Here is a 19,335-nt window from a genome sequence, read left to right as displayed (position 1 = left end):
GCAAAGCTCAAAACAAAAACGCCCCGGGCGAACCGAGGCGTTGTATTACTCAGCCAATCAACGGCTGGCGAAGTACATGGTGACTTCGAAACCGATACGCAGATCAGTGTAAGCAGGTTTGGACCAGGTCATATTCATACTCCTACGAAGGGATGGGACGTTCACTACTCATACATATAGTCCACCTCCAATCGGAGATGTTCAGAGGTGTGCGGATGAATGTTACGCAATTCTTTTCAAGTTAGCGCTGTCTTGGTGGCAAAAGCCTTTTGCAGGGCCAGCAATGATCAGCCTGCCGTTTGCCAGGAACCGTTGATGGGCGGGCCGTTGGTCACACAGCGCCAACCGCCTGCAGCGTCATTGAGTTGCCCTGCGGCACGCTGCAGATCCTCGCGCGTGCAGGTTTGTATCAACTGCTGAAGTGGCGCCAGATAACCCGACGAATGGCCAGCCAGATGCGCCTGCCAGAGCAACTCGGCGGCTTGGGCGACCTGTAATGCCTGGGCCGTGAATTGCTCTGCCAGGGTTTGGTTGCCCAGTTCGGCGCTGTTGTCGATCAATGCCGGAAGCTGCACCAGGAAGGTCTGCACGTGCTCGAAGATCCCGGCCAGGGATACGCTGGGTGATTGCACGCCAAACAGCAGGCCGGTTTGCCCGTTGATCTGTCGGATGCCGCTGAACACGGCGTAGCCGATTTGCAGTTCGACGCGCAGTTTTTGGTAAAACGGCCCCTGGAGCAGATGCCCGAGCAGTCGCCATGCCGCTTCATCGGCCAGGGATTGGCTTGGCGTAGGGCAAAACAGCAGCAACGCGGCTTCGCGGGAGTCGGTGTTCACTTCGTGCCAGAGCCGCTGGCCGTCGAGGGTTTTCGGCGTGTGTTCGAAGCTTCCCGGCTGGCCTGGCAATCGCGCGGCTGCGGTTTTGATCGCCGCTTCACTGGCAGCGGGCAAACCTGTGCCCAGGCCCTGCCAACGCGCGGTGGTCCATGACGATGGCGTCTCGCCGGCCCCGGAAGCGATGCCGGCACAGCACACAGGCAACGCCTTGAGCAGCTCCCGAATGGCAATCATCGGCGTTTGTGCGGGTGACGGCAGCGGCCCATCGGACTGGCTGAGGTTAAGCGCCAGCGCCTCGACCACAGCCGCGATTGGTTCGTGAAGGCCGACTATTTTCACGCGCCATTCATTGCCGAGGGTTTCGAAGGCCAATTCGACGCCCGCCTGACGGGCCTGCTCACGCAACGGCTGCAACGCATGTTCCAGGCCTGCGGGTACCAACGAATCAAAGCGCCATTGCAGGTACAGCGCGCCTTCGTTGGTGTCATCCGCCAAGGCCTGGCTGAACGTCAGCGCCGACACTTCCCGTCGTCCCCGCGAGCGATCCTGGGCGAACGTGCGCAAGCCACGGTGGGCGCTGGTTTGGCCGCGAATCAGGCCGGCGCGCGCTTGCTTGACCGCTGGGCGCAGGAAGGGGTTGTTGGGCGGCAGTTGCCAGGCATGCTCGGAGGGCGGCAGGTGCAGTGAATCGAGCAGATTTTTCAGGGCCGCCACGCCCTGTTCCGATAGATCCTCGCTGTCGTTGCGGGCCAGCGCCAGGGCGCCCTGGATTTGTTGCTGGCGAGCGTTCAGCAAGGCGAACTCTTCTCGCAATGGCGTCCAGTCGCTCTGTGCGAAAAAGCTCAACCAGTCGTGCAATAACGCTTCGACCTGAGTAGCCGACCCGTCTTGAGCGAAGAGGGAAAAGTCGATATCCAGCAGCGCTTGCCCGGCGAAGTGATACAGCACGGACGCGTGCAGTGCGTGGGCCAGGTTTCGCGTCTGCAGCTCGGCCAGTAAGCCGCCGGGCGCCGGGGCGTTGAGCCAGGTGCAGAGAAAATCCAACGCTTCACGGGGCACATCACAGGCAATGACGTGGTGCCGATGATTATTGGCGGTGTATTGATAACTCACTGCTTGATCGGGCAACAGCGCAGGCGGCTCGGCCTGTGGGTGCAAAGGCCCGCAAGCCAGTGCCTCGCTGAATCGCTGCGCCAAGGCTTCCAGCTCGTCCAGCGGCTGCGGGCCGGCCAGGCTCAACGTCATCTGCCCGCTCTGATAAAAGTGCGTGTGAAATTCGCGCAGTGCTTGCTGAAATGCCTCACGCTCCACCGGCAGGCTGTCCCGGTTGCCGGCGTGAAAACCGCGCAGTGGATGATCGGCGGCCAAGCCCTCCAGCAGCGCGACCTGCTGCTGAGCCTGGGCATCCTGGGACCATGCAACGAACTCTGCGTGCAACACTTCGCGCTCACGCAACTGGTCTTCAATCGCCAGGCGCGGGTGAGCCAGCATGTCCGCCAGGCGCTCAAGCCCGTCGGCAAAGGTCGCCAGCGGCAATTCAAAGAAGAAGTCCGTCGTACGCTCCCGGGTACTCGCGTTGACCTGCCCGCCATGGCGCTGCACGTAGGCCATCAGCCCTTCATTTGCGGGAAAACGCTGCGTGCCGAGAAACAACAAATGCTCAAGAAAGTGCGCCAGCCCCGGCCAGGCCAAGGGCACGTCATGGCTGCCGGCAGCCACGCGCAGCACCGCAGCGCAACGCTTCAGACGTGGCGCATGGCGCAGGGTAACCCGCAGGCCATTGGCCAGGGTCAGGTGAAGGTGATGAGGGTGGGCCGGCGCAGGCATGGGCACTTCCGAAACGTAGGAGGTGGCCATGTTATCAAACCGCTGGCGAACCGGCTGGGTCAGGGCTTGTGCAGTGCGCCGTACAACTCGGGGCGACGGTCTTGCAGGTAGTGGTTGGCGGCGCGGGCGTCGAGGATGGACTGGCGGTCCAGCGCCCCGACGATCAATGTCTCATCCAGCCCGGCCTGGGCGATGCGCTGCCCATTCGGCGCGGCGATGCTGCTTTGCCCGCAATATTGAATCTCGCCTTCCTGCCCGCAGTAGTTGGCGTACGCCACATAACACTGGTTTTCAAAGGCCCGCGCCCGCACGGTGACGTCGGCGACAAAGTCGAACGGCACCATATTGGCAGTCGGCACCAGGATCAACTCGGCACCGGCCAGCGCCAGGCGACGGGTATTTTCCGGAAATTCCAGGTCGTAGCAGATCAAGAAGCCAAGCTTCCAGCCGTTCAATTCCACCAACGGGAAATCATCTTCCCCAGCACTGAACATCGAGTGGTCCAGGTCGCCAAACAAGTGAGTCTTGCGGTAGTTGCACAGGCGCTGGCCGTGGGCGTCGATCAACTGCACGGCGTTGTAGATCCGCCCGTCCTCGGCCCGCTCCGGGTAGCCGTACAGAATCGCCAACCCGGCGCTTTTGGCGAGTGTGGCAATCGCTTGCGCGGACGGCCCATCCTGAGGTTCGGCAAGGGCGCCGACCGCTTCGGCGCCGATGTTGTAGCCGCTGAGAAACATCTCCGGCAGCACCAGCACATCGGCATCCGAGGCCTCATGCGCCAGTGGGTGCAGGCGCTTGAGGTTACCGGCCACATCCAGTGGCAGCGGCGGGCATTGGTACAGGGCAACGCGCATGCTCAACTCCTTAATCGGCCAGGGCAATCGGGCCGATTTCGTCAAAGACATCACCTGGGCCCGGGTTCTCCGGATGCGTGCTGCCGCCGAAGTGGGTCATGATGCCCCACACCGCGTTCAGCGAGGTTTGCACCGCGCCTTCGACCCAGGCCGGCGTCCAGGACACGTCGTCACCGGCGATGAAAATTCCACGTTGTTCAGCGGGCATGTCCTTCTGCATGAAGTGCGCATACATCCGCTGGTTGTAGCGATAGTGGCCGGGCAGCGCGCCTTTGAAAGCCCCGAGGAAATGCGGGTCGGCTTCCCACGACACAGTGATCGGGTCGCCGATGATGCGCGCCTTGATATCGACTTTCGGGTAGATCTTTTTCAGGGCGTCGAGGGCCAGTTTCACTCGCTTGTCGATGGGCTGCGGGAGCATTTTCAACGCGTCGCTCATCCACGAGTACGACAGGCAAATCACGCCCGGCTTGTCGTCGCCGTTGTCGAACAGGTAAGTGCCACGGGTCAGGCGATCAGTGAGGGTCATGCTCATCAGGTCGCGGCCAGTTTCCGGGTCTTTGTCTTTCCAGAACGGGCGGTCGACCATCACGAAGGTTTTCGACGACTGCATGTAACGGGTGCGGTCCAGGGCCATCCACATTTTTTGCGAGAACAGGGTCTCGTCGCATTCGATCTGGGTGGTCAGCAACCAGCTTTGGCAGGTGGTCAGCACGGCGGCGTATTCACGGGTGTCGCCGTAGTTGTCGGTCACGGCGAAGCGGCCATCGGCGGCGTGGGCGATGCGGCTCACACCGGCCCGTGGCGCGCCGCGATGCAACGAGCTGAGGCTGGTGCCGGCCGGCCAGTGCGCACAACGCTCCGGCACGTGGCGCCAGATGCCCATGGGCACTTGCGCCACGCCGCCGACGACCAGGTGCTGGTGGTCGTCGCAGTTGGTCATCACCACGCGGAAAATTTCGAGCATCGAGTTGGGGAAATCCGAGTCCCAGCCACCGGTGCCGAAACCTACCTGGCCAAACACTTCGCGGTGCGCAAACGAGAGTTTGGCAAAGGCCTTGGACGTGGCGACGAAGTCATAAAAGGTGCGGTCGTCCCACAGCGGCACCAGCTTATTCCACAACGCTTTGAGGCGCGGCACGTCGCGGTCGCGGATGGCTTGCTGGATATCACCGAACTGCGAACCGGCTTCCAGCGCATCGGCCCAGGCGTCGGCAACTTCCTGGAACAGCACCGGCAAGTCCGAGAGCTTTTGCGCGTAGTGTGTCTGGCCTTCGAGGTCGATCACCGTGCTGCCGGAGGCCGGCGTCAGCGGGTTGGGGAAGGGTTTGGTCTCCAGCCCGAGCTTGTCCACATAGTGGTAGAACGCGGTCGACGACACCGGAAAACGCATGCCGCCCAGCTCGGCGATGATGCCCTCGGCCCCTTCAAACGCCTGGGAGCGCAAGCGGCCGCCCATTTTCGAGGCTTCATACACCACCGGCTTGAGGCCCAGCTTCATCAGCTCGTAAGCGGCCACCAGGCCCGCGATCCCCGCACCGACAATCGCCACTTCGGCGCCATGGTTGGCGGCCGGAATGCTGCCCAGGCCGGCCGGATGCTCAATCCAGTCATCAAAGGCAAACGGAAAGTCCGGGCCAAAGATGGTGATGGGCTTTTTACCGTCGGCGGGGTGGCGATGGGTCTTGCTGATGGTGCTGGACGGAATGCTCATGGCTGACCTTACTGGCGACTCGGCGGGATGTGGCCCGTTGAGTATAGGAAAAGATGGCAGCCAGTTTAGGGAGCGTAGCGTTCGTTAATAAGACGCAAAGTGTCGTCGTATTGGATTGTTTTCAGTCAGAGTGACGAAGAGGGTGGTCAGACTGGCTGGCCACGGTCCAATTTGTTACTGAGGATGATCGACGTGGTGGTTTTTTCCACGCCGTCGACACTGCCGATCTGGTCCAGCAATTGATCCAGTTGCTCCGGTGAATCGGTGCGCAGCCAGGCCACGTAATCAAATTCGCCACTCACCGCACACAGCTGCTGCACCTGCGCCATTGCACTCAACCGACGCAACACTTCCTTGCCCGAGCGCGCTTGCACGGTGATCCCGACATACGCCTGCAAACCACCATCGACCACACGCTGCCCGAGGCGCACGCCATAGCCGGTAATCACCTGGGTTTTCTCCAGGCGCGCCAGACGCGACGTCACCGTGGTGCGCGCAATGCCCAACTGCCGGGCAAGCATGGCCACGCTTTCGCGGGCGTTGATTTGCAAGGCGGCGATCAGTTGGCGATCGATTTCATCGAGGACGGGCAAGGGCAGGGCTCCAGTGCGGGCGGCAATGGGTCGCCATGTTACAGGCTTGCGCCCGTCTGGAGCGCTGCGATCTGCGAGATTAAGGCGCCTTGCAGACTTTCGCGGCGGCGGGATCGTTCGGGATAAACGAGTCCGGCGCGCCAGGCTTGAGCACCACGTAGCCACGGCGCCATGGCTGGTCGTCGATCAGCTTCCAACGATGGCCGGTGCCGGTGTTGTCTTCGGCGACCAGCACTTCACCGGGGTGCAGGGTGAACGTCTCGCCGCCTCGGGTGGCGAAGGCCAAGGTGCCGGAGAGTGTCATGACGTACTGCGGCTCGGGATCGTTATGCCAATCGTAAGAAGCGTGCGCCGGGGTTGTCTTGAAATGAATGGCAGTGACGTCGTTGCGCATGCTCGGGTCGATGGTGCCCTCCAAAACGTGCGAGGCGTTGTCTGCGCCTGTGCAGAGCTTGTACGCCTTGATGGTGGCCGGCGCGGGCGATGCTGCGTGTGCGTTGCCGAGGGTTGCAAGGGTGATGGCGAGAGCGCCTGCGGTGCGCAGGCTGAGGGTAAAAAAGGCGCGGGGTGAACGGTTGGCCTGAGGCATGGAGCCGGGTTCCTCGTACTGGTTGAGTGGCCGGCCATGGTCTGTGCCGCAGCAGTTGAGGACAATTAACAAATCTTTCATTGCTGACAAAGGCGTGGGAGTCAGCGTCGCCTTTTCCATACGCCAGACACGCGAAAGCCGCGCAGTGCGCGGCTTTTTTGTTTGGTGGGCCCACACGGACTTGAACCGTGGACCAAAGGATTATGAGTCCTCTGCTCTGACCAACTGAGCTATAGGCCCTTGTAACAGGTCGCGGATTATAACGATGGTTTCCCCGCTGTGCCATCCGAAAAGTCTGAAACCCTCAGATGAAGAAAAGCCTCGGCAAAAAGCTCGGGCGGCAGGGGCAGGCTGACGATGTAGCCTTGCATCTGTTCACAGCCTTCGGCGGCAAGAAAGGCTTGTTGCGCGGGGTTTTCCACGCCTTCGGCGATGATGGTGAATTGCATGCTGTGGCCCAGGGCGATGATGGCGCGCACGATGGCGGCGTCGTGCGGATCGTCGGGCAAGCCGCGCACGAAGGACTGGTCGATCTTGAGAAAATCCAGCGGCAAGCGCTTGAGGTAGCTGAGGGATGAATAGCCGGTGCCGAAATCGTCAATCGCCAGCTGCACGCCCAGGCGTTTGAGTTGGTGCAGCACTTCCAGGGCTTCCTCGGCCTGGCTCATGATGAAGTTTTCGGTGATCTCCAATTGCAGGCAGCCGGGCTCCAGACGGTAGTCGCGCAGCAGCTGTTCAATGCGCGCGAGCAGGTTGGGGTGGCGCAGTTGTGCGCCGGCGAGGTTGACCGACAGTGGGCCGAAATCCTCATAAACCGTTTGCCAGGCGTGCAGTTGTTGGCAGGCCTGTTCCAGTACCCAATCGCCGATCTGCAGGATCATGCCGTTTTCTTCGGCGAGGGGGATGAAATGCTCAGGCGGCACGTCGCCAAAGGTTGGATGGCGCCAGCGGATCAGGGCTTCGGCGCCGATCAGTTCGTGGGTCGCCAGGCTCAGCTTGGGTTGGTAATACAGGCTCAGTTCGTCACGTTCGATGGCGCGGCGCAGTTCGTGTTCCAGGGCCACGCGCTCGTTGGCTTGGGCGGTGAGGTCACGGGTGTAGCTTTCGACGCGGTTGCGGCCCTTGGCCTTGGAGCGGTACATCGCCGCGTCGGCGTTTTTCACCAGGGTGGCGACGTCAGTGCCGTCCTGTGGGTACAGGCTGGTGCCGATACTCGCGCTGATAAAGAACTCGTGCTCGCCGGCCTGGAACGGCGGGGTGAAGCAGGCGAGCAGCTTGTTGGCCAGGTGCGCGGCATCGCTGGCGTGTTGCAGGCCGGGCAGCAGGATGATGAATTCGTCGCCGCCCAGGCGTGCCACGGTGTCGACATCGCGCAGTTGCTCCTTGAGGCGCACGGCGATGTCCTTGAGCAGCAGGTCGCCGATGGGGTGGCCAAGGCTGTCGTTGATGTGTTTGAAACGGTCCAGGTCCAGAAACAGCACGGCGCCTTGGTTGCCGCTTTCCTGCTGGCCATTCAGTGCGGCCTGCAACCGGCTTTCGAACAGGGTGCGGTTGGGCAAGCCGGTCAGTGGGTCATGGTGTGCCTGGTAGTCGAGGCGCGCCTGGGCGTGCTTGAGGCTGGAGATGTCGGCAAACACGGCGACAAAGTGGGTGATCAATTGCTCACGGTTGCGCACGGCACTGATGGTCAGCCAACTGGGGTACAGCTCGCCGTTCTTGCGGCGGTTGGAAATCTCGCCCTGCCAGTGCCCGTGGGCGGTCAACTGGTGCCACATGGCTGCATAGAAGGCGCTGTCGTGCAGGCCGGAGGCGAGCAGGCGCGGCGTGCTGCCAAGGGCTTCGGCTTCGCTGTAACCGGTGATTTCGCTGAACGCGCGGTTGACGGCACTGATGTTCTGCCGGGTGTCGGTGATCAACACACCTTCGGCAGTGCTCTCAAACACCGTGGCGGCCTGTTGCAGTTTTTCCTGCATGAATTGGCGTTCGGTGATGTCTCGCGCAATGGTCAACATGCAATCTTCATCGCCGATCGGCAGTGGGCGACTGGACACTTCGCAGAGGCGAATCTGCCCGTCGTTGCGGCGTATATGGCAGACGAAATCGCGCACAAACCCGTCGCGCTGCATCAGCTCCAACATGTGTTTGCGTTCGTTGAGGTCGACCCAGATACCCAGGTCCAGGGTTGACTGGTCGAGCGAGGTCACACTGGTGAAACCGGTAATACGGCTGAAGCCCTCATTCACTTCAATCAGCAGCCCGTCACGTTGACGGCTCAGCAGCAGGCCATCGGGTGAGGCGTGGAAGGCTTTGGCGAATTTCTCTTCGGACGTTTGCAGCTGTTGCTGGGTTTCTTTGAGCTGGGTGATATCGCGCACCACCACCACCAGGGCTTCGGTGGTGTCGAGTTGGAACGGTTGCGCCGAGATCAGCCCGGTAAACGCCTGGCCGTTGCTGCGTCGGAACGACATTTCGAGGTTGCGGATGCTGGTGGTCTGCACGCGTTGCAACAGGTCGGGCCCGACGCCCTGAATGCCCCAGATATTCAGTTCTGTGGCGGTCTTGCCCACCACTTGCTCGGCGCTCAGGCCGATCTGGTCTTCGAACGCCTTGTTGACCTCCAGCAGGCAGCCATCGGACATCCGCGCAATCACCAGGATGTCCGGGCATTGCTGGAACACCGAGGCAAATTTCTGCTCGGAAAGCTGCAGGGCTTCTTCGGTGCGCTTGGCTTCGCTGATATCGATCATCAAGCCGCGCAGCACCGGCTCATGCCCGTGTTCGATAAGGCTGACAATGTCACGTACCCACAGGCAGCGCCCGTCCGCCGTGATGACTCGGTAATCGAGGCTGTGGTCGCGGTTGGCGCGGGTTTCCCGGTAGCAGTAAGCCTCGGCGCGCGTCAGGTCGGCGGGGTGGATGATGTTGCGCCAGAACCCAGGAATCAGCCAATGCGCGCGGGGGTAGCCGAGCAGCTCTTCGGCATGCGGCGACACATAGCTGTAGGTGAAGTCCGTGATGCTGGCTTCCCAAGCGATGGCGGACAGGCTCTCCACCAGGCCGCGGTAGTGGTATTCGCTGCTGCGCAGTTCTTGCTCAAGGGCAACCCGCCGGGATATTTCCGAACTGAGCCGACGATTGATCCGAATCACGATGGCCAGCACGGTACTCAACAGCAGCACGGCTGGCAGGCCGTACATCAGCAGGTCGGCCCAGAACATGCGGTGATCGGTGAAGCTGCCTACCCAGTGTTGCTGGATGGCGTCGGTTTCGTCCGAACTGAGGTCGGCGAGCACCTTGTCCAGGATACCCACCAGCATTTTCTCATCGCGCGGTACGGCCATTGCCAGTTGATAGCGGTAGGGCGTTTCACCGCTGACGTATAAGCCATCGAGTTTGAGTTGGCGCAGGCTCCAGACGCTGGAGGCAAGGTCACCGACGACGGCATCCACTTCATCGGTGGCCAGGGCTTGCAGCGTCGAGCTGACGTTGGGCATGGCCACCAGGTTGAGGTCGGGATGGTGGGTGCGCAGCAATTCGTGGGGCGCGTAGTTCTCCACCACGGCGATCTTCAGCCCGTAAAGGTCCTTGAGGTTGCGCGGTTTGGCGCCGCCTTCGTGGGCGAGGATGACAATGGGAAAGTCCAGATAAGGCCGTGTGAAGGCCAGGAAGCCCTGGCGCTCCGGGGTGGACATGATGCCGGGCAGCAGGTCGAGCTGGTTGTTTTTGGCCTGTTCGAGCACGGCGGTCCAGTTGGCGGGCTCGATCAGGTTGATCCTGACGCCCAGGCGGTCCTGGATCAGGCGTATGTAGTCGGCGGCAAGGCCCTGATAACGGCCATTTTCGTCACGGTATTCGAAGGGTGGCCAAGAGGTGTCCACTCCCAGTCGCAGCTCCTGATGGTCCGCCAGCCAGCCACGCTCTTCATCGGTGAGAGTCAACGCGCCAGCCGTTGCGGTCCAGGTGAGCAGCGACAGCAGTATCACGGTCGGCAGTCTGGGCATAACGGTCTCGTTATGGCACGGGGAATATTTCGAGTGTAGACGGGCATTGCGGGGGAGGGGGGGCGCGCGGCAGTTAATCTGTAGAAAGTGATCTGCACAAAGCAAAACCCCCGGCCTGGGCCGGGGGTTCTGGTATCACTCGTCGAGGAAGGAGCGCAGATGCTCGCTTCGCGTCGGGTGGCGCAGCTTGCGCAGTGCCTTGGCTTCGATCTGCCGGATCCGCTCACGGGTCACGTCAAACTGCTTACCGACTTCCTCAAGGGTGTGGTCGGTATTCATGTCGATGCCGAAACGCATGCGCAGTACCTTGGCTTCACGGGCAGTGAGGCCGGACAGTACGTCGCGAGTCGCTTCTTTCAGGCTCTCAACAGTGGCGACATCGATTGGCGACTGCATGGTCGAGTCTTCGATGAAGTCACCCAGATGGGAGTCTTCGTCATCACCAATCGGCGTTTCCATAGAGATCGGCTCTTTAGCGATCTTCAATACCTTGCGGATTTTATCCTCAGGCATTTCCATGCGTTCGCCCAGCTCTTCCGGGGTCGGTTCGCGACCCATTTCCTGCAACATCTGCCGGGAAATACGGTTGAGCTTGTTGATCGTCTCGATCATGTGCACCGGAATACGGATGGTGCGGGCCTGGTCGGCGATCGAGCGAGTGATCGCCTGACGGATCCACCAGGTGGCATAAGTCGAGAACTTGTAGCCGCGACGGTATTCGAACTTGTCCACAGCCTTCATCAAGCCGATGTTGCCTTCCTGGATCAGATCGAGGAACTGCAGGCCACGGTTGGTGTACTTCTTGGCGATGGAGATCACCAGACGCAAGTTCGCTTCAACCATCTCTTTCTTCGCGCGGCGGGCTTTGGCCTCACCGATCGACATGCGACGGTTGATGTCCTTGATTTCGGCAATCGTCAGACCGGTTTCAGTCTCAAGCGCAGTCAGCTTCTGCTGGCAACGGATGATATCGGGCTGCAGACGACCAATGGCTTCGGCGTATTTCGCCTTGCCTTTGGCCAGTGCGTCGGTCCAGCTTTCGTCAACTTCGTTGCCCGGGAACTGGCGCAGGAAGTCAGCACGCGGCATGCGCGCATCACGTACGCAGAGCTGCATGATTGCGCGCTCTTGGGCACGCAGGCGCTCAAGGGCACTGCGAACACGTTCAACCAGGCCTTCGAATTGCTTCGGCACCAGCTTGATCGGCATGAACAGCTCAGCCAGGGCGATCAGCTCGGCAATGGCCTGCTTGTTGCCGCGACCGTGCTTTTTCAGCGCCTTACGGGTGATTTCCATTTGATCGGAAACCGCACCGAAACGCTGGGCCGCGATGATCGGGTCCGGACCGCTTTCAACTTCATCTTCGTCGTCGCTGCTGGCTTCAGCATCGTCGTCTTCGGAATCGTCGTCGGCTTTCGCGGCTTTCGCATCGACAGGCGGCGGTACTTCGGCAGCAGGCGGCGCAATGCCATCGTCCGGGTCGATATAACCGCTCAGAACGTCGGACAGACGGCCACCTTCGGTGGTAACGCGGGTGTACTCGGAGAGAATGTGGTCAACCGTGCCAGGGAAGTGCGCAATTGCGCCCATCACTTCACGGATGCCCTCTTCGATACGCTTGGCGATTTCAATTTCGCCTTCGCGTGTCAGCAACTCGACCGTACCCATTTCACGCATGTACATGCGCACAGGGTCCGTCGTGCGACCGATATCGGTCTCCACTGCTGCCAACGCTGCTGCTGCCTCTTCGGCCGCAGCCTCGTCAGTATCGGCGTCGGCCAGCATAAGGGAATCCTTATCTGGCGCAGTTTCGAATACGTTGATCCCCATGTCGTTAATCATGCGGATGATGTCTTCCACCTGCTCTGGATCTGAAATATCCTCAGGCAGGTGGTCGTTGACCTCGGCGTAAGTCAGGTAACCCTGCTCACGACCCAGTGTGATCAACTCTTTGATACGAGACTGCTGTTGCGCTTTTCCGGACATAACACCCTATCCACTGAAGGTCTTGGCGGGCAAAAAACAAGCCGAGGATTATACCCGAGCTATGACCTCACACGCCAGCTGAGGTCGGGTTTGATGCGGAAACATTCTGTTTTAAGAGGTCGCGCATCTGTTTTGCTATCTGAATCTGCTCTTCAGCCGATAATCCCGGCTGCCTTGCTCTCTTGATGAGTTCATCGAGGGTCTGCGTGTGCTGACCCGCGGATAACCTAGTAATGGTGTCTAAAAACTGTTGTTCAAGGTTATCGCCGTCAATTAGCCACTCCTTTTCTGCGAGTGCTTTCAAGAGGCGGCCTTGTTCGGTGCCATGCCAGCGAGCCATCAACTGAATTGAGTTTAGCTTAGGATTTTTCTGTACCGCCTCGATCAAGGCGATCAGTACCTGAGCGTAAGTGTTGCTCTCGTTGGCAAAATGATCGGCGCTCTCAACTTTCTTCGCCAATTGCGGGTAGTGGATCAGCGTACGCAACGCAATCAGCGTAGGGGCTTCCACCGCCACCGGCGTGCGTGGCGCGTAGGCCTCATCACGATCGCCGCGCTTGCCGTTCTTGCTCCAGGGTTTCTTGTCCCATTTCTTGCCGCCGGCGCCGGGTTTCTTCGGTGTCCACTCCTGCTGGGGCGCGTAGGCCTCCTGCGGTTGGTGAAAGTCCGAGTAGTCCGGCATGGCGTCGTAATCCATGCCTGGGTCGTAAGCCGGCGGTGCGTCTTGCGGCGCGTTGTGCACCAGCTGGCTGACGGCCTCGCCGCTCAAACCGGTGATTTCCAGCAGGCGCATGCGCATCAGTGACTTCAGGTTGGCGCCCGGTACTTTGTCGATCAACGGTGCCGCGAGCGTGGCCATGTGGGCCTTGCCTTCAAGGGACCGCGGATCGGCTTCTTCGGTCAATTGCTGGAAGAAATAGTCGGCCAGCGGCTGCGCATGTTGATTGATGCGCGCGCGGAACGCATCGGTGCCTTCGGAGCGCACCAGGGTGTCCGGGTCTTCACCTTCGGGCAAAAACAGGAAACGTGCACGGCGGCCATCCTGCAGGCTCGACAGCGTGGCTTCGAGCGCGCGCCAGGCGGCGTTGCGGCCGGCCTGATCGCCGTCGAAGCAGAACAGCACGCTGGGCACCACGCGAAACAGGCGCTTCATGTGTTCTTCGCTGGTGGCGGTGCCCAGGGTGGCTACGGCATTGCGCAGTCCTTGCTGGGCGAGGGCGATCACGTCCATGTAGCCCTCAACCACGATGATTTCATCGAGGTTGCGGTTGTTTTTACGCGCTTCGAACAGACCGTAGAGTTCCTGACCCTTGTGAAACACCGGGGTTTCCGGGGAGTTCAGGTACTTGGGTTTGTCGTCGCCGAGCACTCGGCCGCCGAACGCGATGATCCGGCCACGGCTGTCGCGGATCGGAAACATCACGCGGTCGCGGAAGCGGTCATAGCGCTTGCCGGTCTCGGCGTTTTCCACCAGCAGGCCGGCGTCGATCATGGCTTTCTGCTGCAGGGTGTCGCTGCTCAGGTGCTTGTAGAGGTTATCCCAGCCTGGCGGCGCGAAACCCAGGCCGAAGTCCCGGGCAATTTCACCGGTAAGGCCGCGACCCTTGAGGTATTCGACAGCGGCCTTGCGCTGCGGATGGCTTTTGAGCGCCTGGCGGTAGAAGTCGGCAGCGGCCGTCAGCAGCGGGTACAGCGGCGAGTCGGTGGGCTGCCGCGGTTTGTGCGTGCGGCCACTTTCTTCGCGGGGGATTTCCATGCCGGCGGCTTTGGCCAGGTCCTCGATAGCCTGGGGGAAGTCCAGGTTGTCGTGGTCCATGAGAAAGCCGAGGGCATTGCCGCCCGCGCCGCAGCCGAAGCAGTAGTAGAACTGCTTGTCGGGGCTGACGCTGAACGAGGGAGTCTTTTCTTTGTGGAACGGGCAGCAGGCGGTGTAGTTCTTGCCGGCTTTTTTCAGTTGCACACGCGAGCTGACAACATCGACGATGTCGGTGCGGTTCAGAAGGTCGTCAATAAAGCTCTGGGGAATTAGCCCGGCCATGGCGTTCTCGTCATCACTGCGTATCAATGAGGCCCGCGAAGTGTTCAGGCGCACACATTGTGCGGCTCGATCAACTGTCGTCTGGTTGGGCTGTCAGGGAGTGTATCTGCCGAACATTCACTGACGTTAATTTCTATCAGTGTTCGGCCTGGAAATGTTGCCCGGGCGTCCGGTGTTGGCCAATGGCGGGCCTCGGAAACGCATCGTTGGGCACAGCCGACACGGTTGATCGTCTGTTTGAAGAATGAGTGTGCTCGTCAGTAGCCTTGTTAGGCTCGTCAGAAGAGACGCGCACCGCTGGCAAAAGAGCCAGTCCTGACGTGTGAAGCAGTGTCTCGGTCGCGTGTGCGGCGTCGACGGTGAAGCATCAAGCGATATCCGCAAATGCCAATAGCCCGGCTGAGGGCCGGGCTTGGCAGAAGCTTGCTACGTAAGTCTGTGTATTAGTACAGACGAACGGCGCGGCGCTGCTCGCGCTGAACTTTCTTAGCGTGACGCTTAACAGCGGCTGCTGCTTTGCGCTTACGCTCAGAAGTTGGCTTCTCATAAAATTCGCGGCTACGAACTTCAGCCAGAACACCGGCTTTTTCGCAGGAGCGCTTGAAACGACGCAGAGCTACGTCGAAGGGTTCGTTCTCTTTTACTTTGACGGCTGGCATCCAGAGCTACCTTCTTTCATTACCGGGAATCAACGTTCTCGTCGCAAAAAATTCGCGGCTGAGGTCGTCGGTTTTTAAGGGTTGCGGATGTTAACCCCTCATTGCCCGGAATGCAAAGCCTCTGATCGAAAACCGCTAGTCGGGAGGGGGAGTGGCGACTATTATGCGCGCCTTCGAATTCAGCCTCTACAAGGCGCAAACCCATGCTAGTACTGGGACTTGAAACCTCCTGCGACGAAACCGGTGTCGCACTTTACGACAGTGAACGCGGGCTTTTGGCCGATGCACTGTTCAGCCAGATCGACCTGCACCGCGCCTATGGCGGTGTGGTGCCGGAGCTCGCCAGCCGCGATCACGTCAAGCGCATGCTGCCGTTGATTCGCCAGGTGTTGGACGAGGCCGGCTGCGTGCCGACCGAGATCGACGCGATTGCCTACACCGCCGGCCCCGGATTGGTCGGAGCCCTGCTGGTTGGGGCTTCTTGCGCCCAGGCGCTGGCGTTTGCCTGGGGCATTCCGGCCCTCGGCGTGCACCACATGGAAGGCCATTTACTGGCACCCATGCTGGAAAAAACACCGCCACAGTTCCCGTTCGTCGCTTTGTTGGTTTCCGGTGGGCATACGCAGCTGGTTCAGGTCGATGCGATTGGCCAATACACGCTGTTGGGTGAGTCTCTGGACGATGCCGCCGGTGAAGCGTTCGACAAGACCGCGAAGATGATGGGCCTCAATTATCCGGGCGGTCCGGAAATCGCACGTCTCGCCGAAAAAGGCGTGCCGGGCCGTTACACCTTCCCGCGTCCAATGTGCGATCGCCCGGGCCTGATGTTCAGCTTCAGCGGCTTGAAAACCTCCGCACTCAACACCTGGCAGCAAAGCGTCAGCGCCGGGGACGACAGTGAGCAAGCCCGTTGCGACATCGCACTGGCGTTCCAGCAGGCCGTGGTGGAGACTTTGACCATCAAGTGCAAGCGCGCCCTGAAACAGGCGGGCATGAAGCGCCTGGTGATCGCCGGCGGCGTCAGTGCCAACAAAGCGTTGCGCACCTCGTTGGAAAAAATGCTCGGCGACATGCAGGGCGACGTGTTTTATGCGCGCCCTGAGTTCTGCACCGACAACGGTGCAATGATCGCCTACGCCGGTTGCCAGCGTCTGCAGGCCGGCCAGCATGAAAGCCTGGCGATCAGCGTGCAGGCACGCTGGCCGATGGAGCAACTTTCACCGCTGTAAGGGCTCACGTGAGCCGGGCTCATCGAACGTATTTAAAAATGCCGTTCGCGCCCGGCAAAGAGGTCGCGTAAATTGCCGCGGTGGCGCCAGACGATCAGCAGTGTCAGCACGCTCATCGGCAACAGCGCTGCAGGCGCCTGCCAGGCCAGCAATGGCAGGGTGAGCGGCGTGGCGATCAATGCGGCCAATGAGCTGGTGCGGGTCAGGTAGAACGTCAACAGCCAGGCCAGCACGGCCAACAGCGCTGCTGGAGGGTAAATCCCCAGCAGCATGCCGGCCGCCGTGGCGACACCCTTGCCGCCGCGAAAGCGGAAGTACAGCGGAAACAGATGGCCGAGCACAGCGCACACGCCCACCCAGGCCTGCTGTTGCAGGGTGAGGCCGGCGAGGCTGGCGATGAGTACGGGCAACAGGCCCTTGCAGATATCGCCCAGCAGCGTCAGCACGGCGAGTTTTTTGCCGGCCAGGCGCAACATGTTGGTGGCACCGGCATTGCCTGAGCCACTCATTCGCGGATCGGGATTTCCCGTCAGGCGGCTGAGCAAAATGGCGAAGGACAGCGAGCCGAGCAGGTAGGCGAGAATCGCCAGTGACCAAAACATGCTAACTATTCCGGGCGAGGACGCCCTGATTCTAACGGGGCAACGCGCCCTTGTCGTGCTGCGGAGAAGAGCTTGGACAGAGTGTTTATCGAAGGCCTGGAAGTCGACACCGTGATCGGGGCCTACGACTGGGAGCGCGGCATCAAGCAATGCCTGCGCCTGGACCTGAGCTTCGCCTGGGACAATCGCCCTGCCGCTGCGGGTGACGACCTGACCCTGGCGCTCGATTACGCCAGCGTATCCGCGCGTATTCAGGCCTTTGCCGAGCAGTCCCAGTACCAACTGGTAGAAACCTTCGCCGAACGCCTGGCCGAAGTGCTGATGAGCGAATTCCAGATTCCCTGGTTGCGCCTCAAGCTGACCAAGCCGGGTGCCGTGCCGGCAGCCAAAGGCGTGGGCGTGGAGATCGAGCGCGGATGTCGCTAACTCAGGTTTACCTTGGCCTTGGCAGCAATATCGAGCGCGAGCGCCATCTGCGCGCTGGCCTGGATACGCTGGCGAGCTTCTTGACGGATATGCGCTGCTCGCCCGTGTTCGAAAGCCAGCCGGTGGGGATCAAAAGCGGGCCGTTTTTCAACCTGGTGGTGTCGGCCTATACCGATTTGCCGTTGATGGAGCTGGATCGCCGGTTGAAATTCATCGAGGCCGACAATGGCCGCTACGCGCCGGACCGCAAAGGGCTGCCGCTGGATATCGATGTGCTGCTGTATGGCGAATTGGTCGGGAATTTCGACGGCTTGATCCTGCCGCGCGCAGAAATCCTCAAAAACGCCTTTGTGCTGTGGCCCCTGTCGTTGATGGCGCCGGATCGCGTGCATCCCGAGGTGGGCAAGACATTGGCCGAGCTGTGGCGCGATGCGCAGATCGACCAGGTGCTGGCACCTGTCGCGTTTGAATGGCAAAACCAGCAACTCACCCCGACGAATCTTCTGTAACGCCTGCCTGCCCGGATTCAACGGTGGACGCTGACTCGCAAATCCCCCGTGGCGAGCGGGCTTGCCCCGCGTTGGGCTGCGTAGCAGCCCCAAAACAGGCGCTGAGTTTTACCAGGAAAACCTCGGCGTCTTTACTGGGGCCGCTGCGCAGCCCAACGCGGGGCAAGCCCGCTCGCCACAAAGCTTGCTCGCTACACGTTGTGGTGTTCCTTGTAGGCTTTCAGCGCCTTGAGCCGCTCGCGCTTGAGCGCCTCGCCCAGCTCGGGGCCTTTGAAGCCTTTCTCCAGCAACGGCGCCACCGCTACTTCGCGCGCAACCTTGGCCGCGCCGCGTAAATAATCCGCCTGTGGATAACTTCGTTGCTCAAGGCCTTTGCGCCCGCGTGCATCCATTTCACAGCTCACCACAAATTCCTCAAAGCGCTGCGGCCGGCGATACACGTCAAAACTCTGCAGCAGCTCCAGCAATGTCGAGGCTTTCAGTTCCAGGGCGCGGTGGCCATGGGTGTGATATTGGCCTACCAGCAGCGCCAGCTCCTGGCAGTCCCTTGGAACCTTGAAGCGTTCGTTGACCGCCTTGATCAGCGTCAAGCCTGTCTTTTCATGAGCAATATGCTGCGGCAACTTATCCACAGCCGTCAGGCCCTTGCCCACGTCATGCAGCAGGCAGGCCCAGCGTACCGTGAGGGGTTGTTTGTGCAGGGCGGCCTGTTGCAGCACGCTCAGGGTGTGCAGGCCGGTGTCGATCTCGGGGTGATGGGCCTCCGGCTGCGGCACGCCGAACAGCGCGTCCACTTCCGGCATCAGGGTTTTCAGCGCATGGCAGTCGCGCAGCACCTGGATGAACACCTGAGGTTGATCTTCCATCAAGGCCCGGGAGATTTCCTTCCAGCTTCGCTCGGGCGTCAGGGCTTCCAACTCGCCGGACTCACTGAGTTGGCGCATCAGTCCGAGCGTGTCGGGCGCTACCGTGAAACCCAGGGAGGCATAACGCGCTGCGAAGCGCGCAACACGCAGTACACGCAAGGGGTCTTCGGCGAACGCCGGGGAAACATGACGCAGAATGCGCGCCTGCAGGTCGCGCTGGCCGTGGTAAGGATCGGTCAGGTTGCCGTCGCCGTCCTCCGCCATCGCGTTGATGGTCAGATCGCGACGCATCAGGTCTTCTTCCAGTGTGACCTCGGGGCTGGCATGAAACACAAAGCCACCATAACCCCGGCCACTCTTGCGCTCGGTGCGGGCCAGGGCGTACTCATCGCCGTTTTTCGGGTCCAGGAACACCGGGAAGTCAGCACCCACCGGCTTGTAGCCCTTGGCGAGCATTTCTTCAGTGGTTGCGCCGACGACCACGCGGTCGATGTCGGTGACCTCGATGCCGAGCAAACGATCACGCACCGCGCCGCCAACTGTGTAGATTTTCATGAAAAAGCCTCCATTAGCGGCACAGGATACCGCCTGCGCCTGACCAATGGA

At 60.8% G+C, this 19,335-nt stretch carries 15 protein-coding genes and 1 tRNA gene; 3 read left to right on the top strand and 13 right to left on the bottom strand.

Annotated features, from left to right (window positions below):
* Positions 1-57: 57 nt before the first annotated feature.
* The 11 genes from pqqA to rpsU all read right to left on the bottom strand — a co-directional run bounded on the left by pqqA (position 58) and on the right by rpsU (position 15,097).
* Complete coding sequence (gene pqqA, locus ABWL43_RS26585) at positions 58-132, bottom strand: pyrroloquinoline quinone precursor peptide PqqA (protein WP_003194766.1); 75 nt, start codon at positions 130-132, stop codon at positions 58-60.
* 155 nt (positions 133-287) lie between these two features.
* Entirely contained in the window at positions 288-2,663 is a 2,376-nt protein-coding gene (gene pqqF / locus ABWL43_RS26580; protein WP_404488495.1) for a pyrroloquinoline quinone biosynthesis protein PqqF, read from the bottom strand.
* A gap of 59 nt (positions 2,664-2,722) precedes the next feature.
* On the bottom strand, positions 2,723-3,517 hold the full coding sequence (locus ABWL43_RS26575) for a carbon-nitrogen hydrolase family protein (RefSeq protein WP_404485451.1): 795 nt from the start codon (positions 3,515-3,517) through the stop codon (positions 2,723-2,725).
* 10 nt (positions 3,518-3,527) lie between these two features.
* Entirely contained in the window at positions 3,528-5,210 is a 1,683-nt protein-coding gene (locus ABWL43_RS26570; RefSeq protein ID WP_119737718.1) for an NAD(P)/FAD-dependent oxidoreductase, read from the bottom strand.
* A 167-nt stretch (positions 5,211-5,377) separates the two neighbouring features.
* Positions 5,378-5,824: an Lrp/AsnC family transcriptional regulator gene (locus ABWL43_RS26565; protein ID WP_106575534.1), complete on the bottom strand. Its 447-nt coding sequence runs from the start codon at positions 5,822-5,824 to the stop codon at positions 5,378-5,380.
* A gap of 79 nt (positions 5,825-5,903) precedes the next feature.
* Positions 5,904-6,413, bottom strand: coding sequence for a cupin domain-containing protein (locus ABWL43_RS26560; RefSeq protein WP_404485449.1), 510 nt, complete (start codon positions 6,411-6,413; stop codon positions 5,904-5,906).
* A gap of 163 nt (positions 6,414-6,576) precedes the next feature.
* Positions 6,577-6,653: transfer RNA gene (locus tag ABWL43_RS26555), tRNA-Ile, on the bottom strand.
* Positions 6,654-6,670: 17 nt separating this feature from the next.
* Positions 6,671-10,414 carry an EAL domain-containing protein gene (locus ABWL43_RS26550; protein ID WP_404485446.1) on the bottom strand — a complete coding sequence of 1,248 codons (3,744 nt, stop codon included), beginning with the start codon at positions 10,412-10,414 and terminating at the stop codon, positions 6,671-6,673.
* A 135-nt stretch (positions 10,415-10,549) separates the two neighbouring features.
* Positions 10,550-12,400: an RNA polymerase sigma factor RpoD gene (rpoD, locus tag ABWL43_RS26545; protein WP_106575532.1), complete on the bottom strand. Its 1,851-nt coding sequence runs from the start codon at positions 12,398-12,400 to the stop codon at positions 10,550-10,552.
* A gap of 67 nt (positions 12,401-12,467) precedes the next feature.
* Positions 12,468-14,438, bottom strand: a complete 1,971-nt coding sequence (gene dnaG, locus ABWL43_RS26540; RefSeq protein ID WP_262209338.1) for a DNA primase — start codon at positions 14,436-14,438, stop codon at positions 12,468-12,470.
* Between the two features lie 443 nt (positions 14,439-14,881).
* Positions 14,882-15,097 (bottom strand): 30S ribosomal protein S21, encoded by a 216-nt coding sequence (gene rpsU / locus ABWL43_RS26535; protein WP_002551877.1) that lies wholly within the window; start codon positions 15,095-15,097, stop codon positions 14,882-14,884.
* A 203-nt stretch (positions 15,098-15,300) separates the two neighbouring features.
* Here rpsU and tsaD point away from each other — a divergent pair, with 203 nt between their 5' ends.
* Complete coding sequence (tsaD, locus tag ABWL43_RS26530; protein WP_106575530.1) at positions 15,301-16,326, top strand: tRNA (adenosine(37)-N6)-threonylcarbamoyltransferase complex transferase subunit TsaD; 1,026 nt, start codon at positions 15,301-15,303, stop codon at positions 16,324-16,326.
* 32 nt (positions 16,327-16,358) lie between these two features.
* Here tsaD and plsY read toward each other — a convergent pair whose 3' ends face one another.
* A complete protein-coding gene (plsY, locus tag ABWL43_RS26525; RefSeq protein ID WP_094951989.1) occupies positions 16,359-16,928 on the bottom strand; it encodes a glycerol-3-phosphate 1-O-acyltransferase PlsY in 570 nt (189 codons plus the stop codon).
* A 72-nt stretch (positions 16,929-17,000) separates the two neighbouring features.
* On the opposite strand from plsY, the gene folB reads away from it, so the two are divergent.
* Together folB and folK are read left to right on the top strand one after the other, a co-directional pair.
* On the top strand, positions 17,001-17,354 hold the full coding sequence (folB, locus tag ABWL43_RS26520) for a dihydroneopterin aldolase (protein ID WP_106575528.1): 354 nt from the start codon (positions 17,001-17,003) through the stop codon (positions 17,352-17,354).
* Positions 17,345-17,863 carry a 2-amino-4-hydroxy-6-hydroxymethyldihydropteridine diphosphokinase gene (folK, locus tag ABWL43_RS26515; RefSeq protein ID WP_145157463.1) on the top strand — a complete coding sequence of 173 codons (519 nt, stop codon included), beginning with the start codon at positions 17,345-17,347 and terminating at the stop codon, positions 17,861-17,863. Before folB ends, folK begins: the two co-directional genes overlap by 10 nt.
* Positions 17,864-18,054: 191 nt before the next feature.
* On the opposite strand, the gene ABWL43_RS26510 is transcribed toward folK, so the two are convergent.
* Positions 18,055-19,284: a multifunctional CCA addition/repair protein gene (locus tag ABWL43_RS26510; RefSeq protein WP_404485439.1), complete on the bottom strand. Its 1,230-nt coding sequence runs from the start codon at positions 19,282-19,284 to the stop codon at positions 18,055-18,057.
* Positions 19,285-19,335 lie beyond the last annotated feature (51 nt).

Origin of the sequence: Pseudomonas sp. HT11, from assembly GCF_044875395.1 — a bacterium.
Taxonomy (GTDB): domain Bacteria; phylum Pseudomonadota; class Gammaproteobacteria; order Pseudomonadales; family Pseudomonadaceae; genus Aquipseudomonas.
This window is presented reverse-complemented; position numbering and strand designations above follow the sequence as displayed.